This is a genomic window from Mycobacterium sp. SMC-19 (assembly GCF_045310815.1).
Taxonomy (GTDB): domain Bacteria; phylum Actinomycetota; class Actinomycetes; order Mycobacteriales; family Mycobacteriaceae; genus Mycobacterium.
Genome location: NZ_JBJIAM010000006.1, coordinates 23,383 through 35,808 on the forward strand (window position 1 = coordinate 23,383; position 12,426 = coordinate 35,808).

Sequence of the window (12,426 nt, forward strand, 5' to 3'; positions counted from 1 at the left end):
TTACGGTAAATTCCGGATCTGAGACCCCTAAATCTGGTTCGGCGTTACGGCCGCGACCGCTGCACCGAGAGGCACCTGATGTCGCGCCAGCGCAAATCCGTTGCACCCCAACGCCGTCACCGCACATTGGCAGCAGGCGCCGCGCTGGCACTGGGGCTGAGCCCCCTGGGATTCGCCCCGACCGCCAGCGCCGATCTGGAAGACCTGTTCGACCCGAGCTACTGGTTGGACCCGACCAGCTGGTTCGAGCCGGGCGATGTCGGCAGCGCGGTTTTCGACCCCGATGCCCTGGGCCTCGGGGATCTGTCGACCTGGTTCGACGGTGTGGGAGCGGCCGACTTCAGCTTCTCGGCGTTCAGCTTCGATGACTTCACGCAGAGCATCTACCTGGATCTGCACGCCGGCATGCAGGACTGGATGTCCAGCTCGTTCGGGCAGCAGTTCGGCGATCTGATCAACCCACTGTTCGCCTCCGACTCCGTGTGCGGGCTGATCTGCAATGGTCTCGCCGGCACCGAGGACGACCCGACCGGCGGCGGCGGTGGCTGGCTGTTCGGCGACGGCGGCGCGGGCTATGACTCCGATGTGGCTGGCCTGGCCGGCGGCAACGGGGGCGCGGCAGGCTGGTTCGGCAATGGTGGCGCCGGCGGTATCGGCGGCGCCGGAGCCGACGGCGGCGACGGCGGCACCAGCGGGACGCTGATCGGTATCGGCGGCGCGGGCGGCGACGGCGGCGCGGGCCTGGCCGGTGCGAACGGCGGCAACGGCGGCGACGGCGGCGACGCGACCGGAAAGTGGTTCTCCTTCGGCGGCGTCGGCGGAAACGGCGGGGCCGGCGGCGACGCCTTGGACGGCACCGGCGGCAATGGAGGCCTAGGTGGCAACGGCGGTTCCCTGGCCGTGGCCGGTAGCCCCGACAGCGGCGTCAAGCACAGCGGCGCCTACCTCTTCAAGATCGGCGGCGAGGGCGGTAACGGCGGGGCCGGCGGTACCGGGCTGACCGGCGGCGAAGGCGGTAACGGAGGCAGCGGAGGCTTCTCAACATCTCAGGTGCCCGGGGTCGTCGGCAGCTCCGGCGGACAGGGCGGCGCCGGCGGCGACGGCGACACCGGGGGTGCAGGCGGAAACGGCGGAATGGGTGGCGGCGCCACCTCCGTCTTCGGCCTGACCGGCGGTAGCGGCGGCCTGGGCGGCGCCGGCGGAGCCAGCGACGGTGACCAGGCCATCGGCGGAGCCGGTGGCGCCGGTGGTCAAGGCGGTACCGTCGTTGGGATCTTCGGCGGCGCTGGCGGTGCGGCCGGCAACGGCGGCGCAGGTGGAGCCGCGACCGGCGACGACAGCATCGCCGGTGCTGGAGGCACCGGCGGCGCCGGCGGCATTGCCATGACGACGATCTTCAGTGGCACAGGCGGCGCCGGTGGAGTCGGTGGCGTCGGCGGCGCGGTCTCCGGCGTCGGCAGCGTCGCCGGTGCAGGTGGTGACGGCGGCACCGGCGGACTTGGCAGCATTCTTGTCGGTGGCCTCGCCGGCGCGGGCGGCACCGGCGGAACAGGCGGCGCCAGCACCGGTACCGGTGGCATCGCGGGCAACGGAGGCGACGGCGGCAGTGCCGGTTCGCTGGGCAGTGTCTACGGCTCGCCCAGTCAGTGGGGTGCGGCCATCACCCAGCTCGCCGCCCTCACCGGTAAGTCCACTGAGGAACTGCAGGCCCAGCTCGACAGGCTCGCCGAACTATCCGGGAATCCGCTAGCTAACTTGATCTCGGCCAGCAGCATTTTCGGCGGCAACGGCGCCGACGGCGGTGCCGGTGGAACCGGGGGCATGGCCAGCGGCGCCGACGGTCTCGCGGGAGACGGCGGCCATGGCGGCGACAGCAGCGGCGGTGGCATGTTAGGTGGCGCGGGTACGCCCGGTAATGCTGGTGCAGGCGGTAACGGTGGCAACGCCAGCGGCAGCGGTGCCGTCGCCGGCAACGGCGGTACGGGCGGCAACGGCGCCATAGCCTCGCCGATCGGCGGCAACGGCGGCGTCGGCGGCGTCGGCGGTGCGGGTGGCAACGGCTCCGAAGGAGCGTTGGCCGGCTACGGCGGTAGCGGTGGATCCGGCGGAGCCGGCAGCCCGTTCAGCGGCAGCGGTGGTGCCGGCGGTGCCGGGGGTGCCGGGGGCACCAGCGGCGGCGGTTTCGCCGGCCAAGGCGGCGCCGGGGGTGCCGGCGGCACCGGCTTGGGCGGCCTGTTCAACAGCTTCAACAACCCCGGCGGAATTCCCGACACATCGCCCAGCGGCGGTGCCGCCGGTGGTGGTGGCGGCGGTGGCGGTGGTGCCGGAAATGCCGGCAGCGGTGGTGACGGTGGCGCCGGCGGCGCAGGCGGCATGTCCAACGGTGGCCAGGGCGGCACCGGCGGTGCCGGAGTCGACGGCGGCACCGGCGGCAGCGGCGGCACAGGCGCCGCGGGCAGTGGCACCAACTACGTATCCGGTGGGGTCGCCGGCAGCTCCGGCGGCAACGGCGGTGCCGGCATCGGTGCAGGCAGCACGGGCGGCAACGGCGGCACCGGCGGAGGCAGCACCACCGTTCAAGGTGGCACCGGCGGCAACGGCGGCACCGGGCTGGATGGCGGCACCGGCGGCAATGGCGGGCAGGGCGGCAACGCGGGCACCAGCGGCTCCGACCACACCACGCGGGGTGACGACCCGGCCGACACCACCACCCAACCCGGCGGTACCGGCGGTGCCGGCGGCAAGGGCGGCGCCGGAGGCACCGGCACAGCGGCCGCTAATGGCGGCGACGGCGGCGCCGGTGGCAACGGCGGCAACGGCACAGACGCCACCGAGACCGGCCCCGGCGGTGCCGGCGGCGCGGGTGGCGCCGGCGGCACCGGGGGCCAGATCGGCCCGAACGGCGACGGAAGCGGCGGCATCGGGGGCAACGGCGCCGACGGCGGTGCGGACGGCGTGGCTGGCGAGGCCGGCGGAACCGGCGGCAATGGCAGCGCCGACGGAACCCCGGGCGCGCCCGGGACGCCCAGTGCGACTTCCGACAGCGCAAGCTGACCTGATCCACGCCACCCTCCAGGTGGCAGGATGAACGGATGGCAACCGGTAGCACCGCGCCCTTCGACCCGATCGATCCGCTGAGCCTGGACACCCTGCTCTCCGACGACGAAATCGCGCTGCGCGACACCGTCGCCAAGTTCTGCGCCGAACACGTCATGCCGCACATCGCCGAATGGTTCGAGATCGGCGACCTACCGGCGCGCGAACTGGCCCGGGAGTTCGGCAAACTCGGGCTGCTGGGCATGCACCTGGACGGTTACGGCTGCAGCGGGGCATCGGCGGTGCATTACGGATTGGCCTGCGTGGAGTTGGAAGCCGCCGACTCCGGCCTGCGCTCCCTGGTGTCGGTGCAGGGCTCGCTGGCCATGTACTCGATCTACAACAACGGTTCCGAAGAGCAGAAGCAGCAGTGGCTGCCGGGCATGGCCGCCGGTGAACTGATCGGCTGCTTCGGACTGACCGAGCCCGACGTCGGCTCCGATCCGGCCGGGATGACCACCCGGGCCAAGCGTGACGGATCCGATTGGGTTCTCAATGGCCGCAAGATGTGGATCACCAACGGCTCCATCGCCGACGTCGCGGTGGTCTGGGCGGCCACCGACGACGGTGTCCGCGGTTTCATCGTGCCCACCGACACCCCGGGGTTCACCGCCAACACCATCCACCACAAGCTGTCGCTGCGCGCCTCGATCACCAGTGAGCTGGTGCTCGACGACGTACGTCTGCCGGCCGAGGCCATGCTGCCCAAAGCCCGCGGCGTCAAGGGCGCATTGGCCAGCCTGTCCGAAGCGCGCTACGGAATCATCTGGGGCGCAATGGGTGCGGCCCGCTCGGCCTGGCAGGCGGCCCGCGACTACGCCACCCAACGCACCCAGTTCGGCAAGCCGATCGCCGGCTTCCAGCTCACCCAGGCCAAACTCGTCGACATGGCCCTCGAACTACACAAGGGACAGTTGCTCTCCCTGCACCTGGGCCGGCTCAAAGACAGCGCCGGGCTGCGCCCCGAGCAGGTCAGCTTCGGCAAGCTCAACAACACCCGCACCGCGTTGGAGATCTGTCGCACCGCGCGAACCATCTTGGGCGGCAACGGGATATCACTGGAATACCCGGTGATTCGGCACATGGTCAACCTCGAGTCGGTGCTGACCTACGAGGGCACCCCCGAAATGCATCAGCTGGTGCTCGGCCAGGCCTTCACCGGCCTCGGCGCCTTCCGCTAAGACGGGCCGGGACCGCGCGGTCAGGAACCGGTAGCCGCGGGCGGCCCGTCGTCGCCGGGCTGGCCCGGCTGACCGGGTGTGCCGGGCGTCCCCGTACTGCCACCGTTCGCGCTTGTCGGGCCGGGCTGACCGGGCTCACCAGCGGCACCGCCCTCGGCGCCCGTACCACCGGCTCCACCGGTGCCGCCATCGCCGCCGTTCCCGCCGGTCGGGTGACCATCGGAGCCCGTGGTCTTAGCGCCCCCACCGACTCCACCGTTCCCGCCGGGACCGCCGTTATTGCCGGTCCCGCCTTCACCGCCGGTTCCGCCGGTGCCGCCCGTCCCGCCGGTAGCGGTGCCGCCCTCGCCGTGCGACGTCGCGTCTCCGCCTGCTCCACCGTCACCGCCGGCACCGCCGACCGGACCGGCCGCCCCAGCGGCGGTGCCTGCGCCCACGCCGCCCTGGCCACCGTCACCGCCGGTGGCGTTTCCGCCGGAACCGTTCGCGGTGGCCTCACCACCGGCCCCGCCGACTCCGCCGTCGCCCATCGTCTGACCGCCGACGCCACCGGTGCCGCCTTGGCCACCATTGCCGCCGACCGCCGTCCCGTCCGAACCGTTGGCGGTGGACTCACCGCCGGCGCCACCGACCCCGCCGTTGCCACCGATGTCCGAACCCACGCCACCGACGCCGCCATTGCCGCCGTTACCGGCGGTGATGTCACCGCCCGAGCCGTTCGCCACGCCCACGCCACCGGTACCACCGGTCCCGCCGACGCCGCCCGCACCGAACACCGAACCCATGCCGACGCCGCCGGCACCGCCGTCACCACCCAGCGCGCCGTCCAACCCGGTGCCACCGGTCCCACCGGCGCCGCCGACGCCCATCAGCGTTCCACCGGCGCCGCCGTCCCCGCCGATACCACCGTCGGCCCCGGCACCTCCCATGCCGCCGTTGCCGATCATTCCGGCGTCTCCCCCGACCCCGCCGATGCCGTCCGCAGAGGTGCCACCGGCACCGCCGTCACCGAACCACAACCCGCCGTTTCCGCCGGCCGCCTCGGCCAAGGTGCCACCGTCGACGCCGTCAGCGCCGTTGCCGATCAAGAACTGACCGGCCAGCGTGTTGATCGAGTTGTCGACGAACTGACCCAGATCACTGGTGATCCAGGCCTGTTCAAAGCTGTGGATCATGTCGTAGGTGTTCGCGTCGACCGGGAAGATGCCGAACAGACTGTCAGCAGTGGCCTGAAGCGACGCGTCGGCGCCGGACGTACTGGCGTCGGCCGAGCCGGCCAGCGAGTTCATCGGGGCGGCCAGTGCATCCCAGTCGAAGGTGGTCGTTCCGGTATCTGCGGCCGGCGCCGCCCAGTCGGCCGGGGTGAACAGGTCCATCAGCCAGTCCAGCTCGTCGGCATGGGCCGTCGGCGCTGAGGAAAGTGAGCTGAGGCTGACCGCCGTGAACGCCGCCGCGGCAGCTCCGGCACCGAGGCTTCTCACGAAAAATTGACCGGACATCTGCACATTTCCCCCTACGTGCTGACCGAACACGCAATGTTCTGTCGGGATCGTCGGCCTGCGGCACTGCAGGTCTTTTGGTGGCTCACGGGCCTGTCATACCCCCTGCCCGGAATCTGGCCAGACTATCCCACTACCGGTATGAACGGAACCCGTAAACAACAGGCCCGCAATGGAATTCGATCTATCTCGATGGAGGGGAGTCGACATCCGATGCATCCGGTATCGACTTAGGGCGCGATCTTCGCAGAAGGGGGACCGCCAGCCCGGGTTCATCAACGATCGGCCAGGACCGAGGGCCGATGACGGCCGAATAATTCTCACATGGCAGGCTTGTGAAAATGACGAGTCGCGAGGTTCTTGGGCAACAGGCGGCGGCATTCCTGGCGCTGCACCAACCGGGCAACCCGGTGTTCCTGCCAACGGTGTGGGACGCGTGGTCGGCAAAGCTGGCCGCCGGCGCCGGTTTCGCCGCGCTGACGATCGGCAGCAAGCCGGTCGCCGAATCTCTGGGCAAGACCGACGGCGAAGGTATGTCGTTCGCCGAAGTCCTGGACCGAGCACGCCTGATCACCGCCGCGGTCGATGTGCCGGTGTCACTCGACATCGAGTCCGGCTACGACCAGTCCCCCGACCGCCTGGTCGACGGCCTGCTGGACGCCGGTGTGGTCGGGTGCAACATCGAGGACACGGTGCACAGCGAAGACAAGCGACTGCGGTCATCGTCCGAGCACGCGGAGTATGTGGGCGCGCTACGGGAGGCGGCCGGCCCCCATCTGGTGATCAACGCCCGCACGGACCTGTTCCTGCGCAAAGACGGTGACGACACCGACCGCATCGACCGCGCCATTGCGCGGCTGACCGAATGCGCACACGCGGGAGCGGATGTGCTCTACCCGGTCGGTTTCCACGACGCAGAGACACTACGTGTCCTGGCCACCGCCCTGCCGAAGCCGGTCAACGCGCTCGCCGCACCCGACACCGCCGACCCTGCCTCGTTCGGACCGCTCGGCATCGCGCGGATCAGCTTCGGACCGCTGTTGCAGGTCGCCCTCGGCAAGCACGCCAATGAGGTCCTGGCCCGCTGGGCCTGAGCGCAGCCTTCCCGACCGTCGACACCGAATTTGACACCTGTTAAGTTCGTCGTCGTGGACAACATTCGCGGTAAGACCATCGCCATCACCGGCGCCGCCCGTGGCATCGGGCTGGCCACTGCCACCGCCCTGCTGGCGCGTGGCGCTCGCGTCGTCATCGGCGACCGTGACGTCGCGATTCTCGACAAAGCGGTCAAGCAGCTGAGTTCGGGCGGCCAGGTCAGCGGCCACCCCCTCGACGTCACCGACCGCGAATCATTCTCGGCCTTCCTGGACAAGGCCCGCGCCGACGGCGACGGCCACATCGACGTGCTGATCAACAATGCCGGCGTCATGCCGGTCGGGCCGTTCCTGGACCAGACGCAGGAGACCATTCGCTCGGCGACCGAGGTCAACTTCTACGGCGTGCTCAACGGCTGCCAGCTGGTGCTGCCCGAGATGATCAAGCGACGCAGCGGCCACATCATCAACATCGCCTCGATGGCCGGGATCGTCGCGGTGCCGGGCCAAGTGCTGTACGCCGGAACGAAATTCGCCGTCGTCGGCCTGAGCACCGCGATGTCCGATGAGTTCGCCCCGCAGGGCGTCTCGGTCTCCGCCGTGCTACCGACGTTCACCAACACCGAATTGATCTCGGGCACCTCGCCGTCGGCGGCGCAGAAGCCGGTGGAGCCCGAAGACATCGCCGCCGGGGTGATCAAGGTGCTCGACAAGCCCAAGACCCTGGTCTCAGTACCCGGTTTCGGGCGTCGTGCCGCGATCATGGCAACCCTGCTCCCGGATCGGGCCCGTCGCTGGCTGAACAAGAAGACGCAGAACGACACCGTGTTCCTGCAGTTGGACACCGCGGCCCGCAAGGCGTACGAGGATCGCGCGCAGCACGCCACCGGCGTCGTCGAAGGCGACTGAGCGACCGGCGCTACGCCAGCGCCTGATCCAGGTCGGCGATCAGATCGTCGGTGCCTTCGAGACCGACAGAGATACGCACCACCCCGTCACCGAGGCCGATCGCGGCGCGCCCGTCGGGCCCCATCGCCCGGTGGGTGGTGGTTGCCGGATGGGTGATCAACGACTTCGCATCCCCCAGATTGTTGGAGATGTCGATCAGCTTCAGCTTGTCCAACAGCTCGAATGCACGCTGCTTGGCGCCACTTTGGGGGCCGTCGAGTTCGAAGGTGATGACGGTGCCACCGCCGGACATCTGTTTGCGCGCCAGATCGTATTGCGGGTGCGACGCCAAGAAGGGGTAGCGAACCCAACTCACCGCCGGATGCTGCTGGAGGAACTCCGCGATCTTGAGCGCCGCGGAGTTTGCGTAGTCAACCCTAATGGCCAGCGTTTCAAGACCTTTCAACAAGATCCACGCGTTGAAGGCGCTCAGTGCCGGTCCGGTGTGCCGCATCAGGGTCTGCACCGGTCCGTCGATGTAGTCCTGGTCGCCCAGGATCGCCCCGCCCAGGACCCGCCCCTGCCCGTCCAGGTGTTTGGTGCCCGAATACACCACCACGTCCACCCCAAGCGGTAGGCCCCGCTGCAGTAGCGGGGTGGCGAACACGTTGTCCAGCACCACTTTCGCGCCGGCGGCGTGCGCCAGCTCAGTGACCGCGGCGATGTCCACCAGGGACTGCATCGGGTTGGACGGCGTCTCGAAGAACACCGCGTTGGTGGGTACCGACAGTGCCTGCTCCCACTGCGTCAGGTCCTCGCCGTCGACGAACACGGTTTCCACGCCCCAGCGCGGCAGGATCTCGTTGCAGATCACGAAGCAGGATCCGAACAGGCTGCGCGCGGCCACCAGACGGTCGCCGGCCTTCAGCAGCGCGCCGAGCGCCACGAACACCGCCGCCATGCCGCTGGCAGTTGCGAACGCTGCCGGAGCCCCTTCGATCAGGCGCAGCCGTTCCTCGAACATCGACACCGTCGGGTTGCCGTATCGCGAGTAGACGAACCGGTCGACCTCCCCGGTGAACGCCTGCTCGGCAGCGGCCGCCGAGTCGTAGACGTATCCCGAGGTCAGGAACAGACCCTCGGCGGTCTCCTCGAAATGGGTGCGCAGCAGGCCGCCGCGCACCCCGATGGTTGCCGCGCTGACATCGTCCGGCAGCGGTTTCGGGATGCGGACGGAGCGGGTCGGTTCCGGCTCGCTCATGACTGCGTCCAGGGCAGTCCGACGGCCCGCCACCCGGTACCACCCCGGTGGCCGTGCTCGTCGAGGTTGCCCTCGAAGCCGTCCAGCACGTTGTAGGACGGCGTCAAACCCAGTGCTGTACCGGCTTCGGCGGCCCCGATGGAGCGGTTGCCCGAGCGGCACAGGAAGATCGCGGGCCCGCTGGCGACGCGCGCCGCCAGTTCGCGGGAGAAGTCGAGATTGGGTGTCCCGTCGGAGTGAACCCACTCGATGCAGATCACGTCGCGGCCCAGACCGGACACATCGGGCAGTCCGACGAAGCGCCATTCGGCGTCGGTGCGCACGTCGATGAGCGTCGCCGCCGAGTCATCGCGCAGTATCGTCCAGGCCTGCTCAGGGGTGATATCTCCCGCGTAGCTCACCTGCGGAAGTCTCCCACCTCCGGCCGGGTTCACGCCATGGGGGTTCACGGCCAGAGCTTGCCCAGAACGGTCGCCACCTGCGCCGCACGGTCGCGGGCAACCACCACGTCCGGCCCGGTGGCCAGCGCCAAACCCAGCCGCCGGCGGGGGTGCCCCTCGTGGTGGGAGAACACCACCGCATCACTTTCAGTCACGCTGAGTGCATCGGCGACCACCGCCACGCTGTCCGGTGTGGCCTCGGCCGCGGAGCCGGTGCGGCGGCGCGAGTAGATGAGCCGGGCGGCGCCGGGCGAGACCATGATGGTGTCGGTCGCCAGTCCGAGGATCCCGCGCGCCTGCAGCTCAAAACCGGAGAGCCGTTGCGTGCGCAACGTCAGCAGCGTGGCGTCGTACGGGCGCACATCGACCCCGGCGAAATACACCTCATCGCCGTATACCAGCAGCTCCACTCCGAACAACCCGCGTCCACCGAGGGCGCGAGCAACCCGCGCGGCGATCGACTTGGCCGCATCCAGCGCCACGGCGCTCATCGGGTGAGGTTGCCAGAACTCCACTGTCAGTTGCCCGTTCGGCTCCTCGACACTGCGGTGACCGATCGGCGCGCAGAAGTCCAGCGCCGGTCCGTCCGGACCGTCACGATGGACGGCCAGCAGGGTGACCTCGCTGTCGAACTCCACCACGGTCTCGGCCAGCACCCGCGGCGGCATCTCCGCGACGCTTGCCGCCACTGCGCGCTGCCACGCGGGTTCGATGTCGCTGTCGCGGACCATCACCGAACGGCCCTCGCCGAGCGCGCCGCCCACCGGTTTGACCGACATCGGGTAACCGGCCCGCTCGGCCACCGCGCGCAGCTCCTCGACCGAGCCGGCGAACCAGAACGGCGCGGTGGGCAGGCCCAGCTCGTCGGAGGCCAGCCGCCGCATGCCCTCGGGGTCTGCGGCCAACCGGGCCCCGCGGATCCCGGGCACCACTTGGGTGAATCCGGTGTCAACGGAGTCGGCCAAGGCATCGGTGGCCACCACCTCGGCGGCGACCACCACGAACTTCGGCTGCAACCATCGCAGAGTCGCCGCCAGTTCGTCCTTGTCACTGAGATCGACCACCACCGAGCGATCGACGACGCCGTGCAACGCGCCGTCGGCGTAGCGGTCGACGGCGATCACCTCGGCACCGAGGCGCTGCAGCGCCGTCACCAGCTCCCGCCCGAGATCACCGGACCCCAGCAACACAACCCTGGTACGGCTAGGACCGTCGGCGGACAACCGGTCGGTCGCAAACTCACCCGCCTCGCCGTTCACCGCCCCACCCTCCCCGCGCCACGGCAATGTTGCATGCTGCTCCAGGATAGGGGTGAAAGCGAACGGAGGTGCAGCGACGGTGAACGCCGCACTGTTGGGCCCCCTGGTGGCCGCAGTGCTGGTCGCGGCCATCGCACGGCACCGCCAGCTGTCCGCGCCGCTGGTCCTGGTGATCACCGGCCTGCTGGTCGGACTGATCCCCGCGGTGCCGGAGATCGTCCTGCGGCCCGAGCTGGTGCTGTTCGTGATCCTGCCGCCGCTGCTGTGGTCGGCCGGTTTGGAAAGCTCCGTGATCAGCATGCGCCGCAACAAGCGCCCCATCATCCTGCTGGCCGTCGGACTACCGCTGGCCAGCACCATCGCCGTCGGCGTGGTCGCCTACTACACCGTGCCGGCGCTGACCCTGGCCGCCGCACTGACGCTGGGCGCGATCGTGGCGCCGCCGGATGCGGTGTCGGCCACCGCCATCGGCCGTCGAGTCGGATTGCCGCGTCCGATCATGACGCTGCTGGGCGGCGAGAGCCTGCTCAACGACGCGACCGCCCTGACGGTTTACAAGGTGTCGCTGGCCACGGCGATCGGCGTGGCGACCGGCTGGGGAATGGGTCTGCTGACCTTCGCACTGGCCGCGGTGGGCGGCGTGGCGGTCGGCGTGGCGTTCGGAGCAATCATCGTGGTCATCCGGGCCCGGTTGACCGATCCGGTGGTGGAGAGCGCGGTCGGGCTGCTGGCCCCGTTCGTCATCTACCTGGCGGCCGAAGAGATCCACGGCTCTGGCGTACTCGCGGTGGTGGTCGCCGCATTGATCCTCGGGCAGCGCTTCACCCGCGCCCATTACGCCACCCGCCTGCAGGACCAGGCCGTCTGGCGTGCCGTGCAACTGGTGCTGGAGTCGTTGGCGTTCCTGCTGATCGGGCTGCAACTGCCGGCGGTCGTGCAGAACATGCAGGGCGTGCGCTTCTCAACCCTCACGGTTGCGTCGCTGGCGGTGTTCGGGACCCTGCTGGCAGTGCGGGCGCTGTGGGTGGTGATCTTCGCCTACGCCCCCCGGATGCTCTCGGCGAAGGTCCGGCAACGCGAATCCGCACCGACCCCGGGTCAGGTGTTCGTGCTGGCCTGGGCCGGCATGCGCGGTGTGGTGTCGCTGGCGGCCGCATTCGGTGTGCCGCTGACAACGCTGTCCGGAGAACCGTTTCCGGGGCGTCCACAGCTGGTGTTCTTGACCTTCGTGGTGGTGGTCGGCACCCTGCTGCTGCACGGGCTGACGCTGCCCTGGGTGATCCGCCACCTGGGCGTTCCCACCAACCAGGACCACGCCGATGCGATAGCCGCGGCCGCCGCGCAGGACAAGGCGGCCCTGGCCGCGGCCCAACGGCTCGACGAAGTGCTCGCCTCGACCGAGCCGTCGCCGGCCAGCGAGCGCGCCGCCGACGCGTTGCGCGGCCTGAACACCCGGCGGCGCAACGCGGCTCGCGAGCGGCTGCGACGTTTCGACCCCGACCACGACGACAGCGACGAGACCGCCGCCGCGGCGTTTCGCCGGCTCCGGCTGGAGATGCTGGCTACCGAGCGGGCGGCGCTGATCCATGAACGCGACATCGGCCGCATCGACGACCAGGTGCTGCGCACTGTGCTGCACCGGCTGGATCTGGAAGAGGCGACACTGAACCTGGACTAGCGGGCCTGGCACATCCGCATACAGTTGGTC

General features: G+C 70.0%; 9 protein-coding genes. 5 read left to right on the forward strand and 4 right to left on the reverse strand.

From position 1 onward, the window contains the following. Window positions 1-78 precede the first annotated feature (78 nt). Window positions 79-3,054 carry a PGRS repeat-containing protein gene (locus ACJH5R_RS14520; protein ID WP_406782226.1) on the forward strand — a complete coding sequence of 992 codons (2,976 nt, stop codon included), beginning with the start codon at window positions 79-81 and terminating at the stop codon, window positions 3,052-3,054. Window positions 3,055-3,092: 38 nt separating this feature from the next. Then, window positions 3,093-4,277, forward strand: a complete 1,185-nt coding sequence (locus ACJH5R_RS14525; protein ID WP_406759793.1) for an acyl-CoA dehydrogenase family protein — start codon at window positions 3,093-3,095, stop codon at window positions 4,275-4,277. 20 nt (window positions 4,278-4,297) lie between these two features. Here ACJH5R_RS14525 and ACJH5R_RS14530 read toward each other — a convergent pair whose 3' ends face one another. Then, entirely contained in the window at window positions 4,298-5,758 is a 1,461-nt protein-coding gene (locus tag ACJH5R_RS14530) for a PGRS repeat-containing protein (protein WP_406782227.1), read from the reverse strand. A gap of 359 nt (window positions 5,759-6,117) precedes the next feature. Here ACJH5R_RS14530 and ACJH5R_RS14535 point away from each other — a divergent pair, with 359 nt between their 5' ends. Both ACJH5R_RS14535 and ACJH5R_RS14540 read left to right on the forward strand, forming a co-directional pair. Next, on the forward strand, window positions 6,118-6,870 hold the full coding sequence (locus tag ACJH5R_RS14535; protein WP_406759795.1) for an isocitrate lyase/phosphoenolpyruvate mutase family protein: 753 nt from the start codon (window positions 6,118-6,120) through the stop codon (window positions 6,868-6,870). Between the two features lie 54 nt (window positions 6,871-6,924). Next, window positions 6,925-7,779: an SDR family oxidoreductase gene (locus ACJH5R_RS14540; RefSeq protein ID WP_406759796.1), complete on the forward strand. Its 855-nt coding sequence runs from the start codon at window positions 6,925-6,927 to the stop codon at window positions 7,777-7,779. A gap of 10 nt (window positions 7,780-7,789) precedes the next feature. Here the strand turns inward: ACJH5R_RS14540 and ACJH5R_RS14545 are convergent, their stop codons facing one another. From ACJH5R_RS14545 to purT, 3 genes are read right to left on the reverse strand one after another with little or no spacing between them, the layout of a single operon-like run. Then, entirely contained in the window at window positions 7,790-9,019 is a 1,230-nt protein-coding gene (locus tag ACJH5R_RS14545; protein ID WP_406782228.1) for an O-succinylhomoserine sulfhydrylase, read from the reverse strand. After that, on the reverse strand, window positions 9,016-9,420 hold the full coding sequence (locus ACJH5R_RS14550; protein WP_406759798.1) for a rhodanese-like domain-containing protein: 405 nt from the start codon (window positions 9,418-9,420) through the stop codon (window positions 9,016-9,018). The genes ACJH5R_RS14545 and ACJH5R_RS14550 overlap by 4 nt, the downstream gene beginning before the upstream one ends. 44 nt (window positions 9,421-9,464) lie before the next feature. Beyond that, the gene (purT, locus tag ACJH5R_RS14555) at window positions 9,465-10,850 is read right to left on the reverse strand and encodes a formate-dependent phosphoribosylglycinamide formyltransferase (RefSeq protein WP_406782229.1); all 1,386 of its coding nucleotides are present in this window, start codon (window positions 10,848-10,850) and stop codon (window positions 9,465-9,467) included. Here purT and ACJH5R_RS14560 point away from each other — a divergent pair. Then, the gene (locus tag ACJH5R_RS14560) at window positions 10,798-12,396 is read left to right on the forward strand and encodes a Na+/H+ antiporter (RefSeq protein ID WP_406782230.1); all 1,599 of its coding nucleotides are present in this window, start codon (window positions 10,798-10,800) and stop codon (window positions 12,394-12,396) included. The genes purT and ACJH5R_RS14560 overlap by 53 nt on opposite strands. Window positions 12,397-12,426 lie beyond the last annotated feature (30 nt).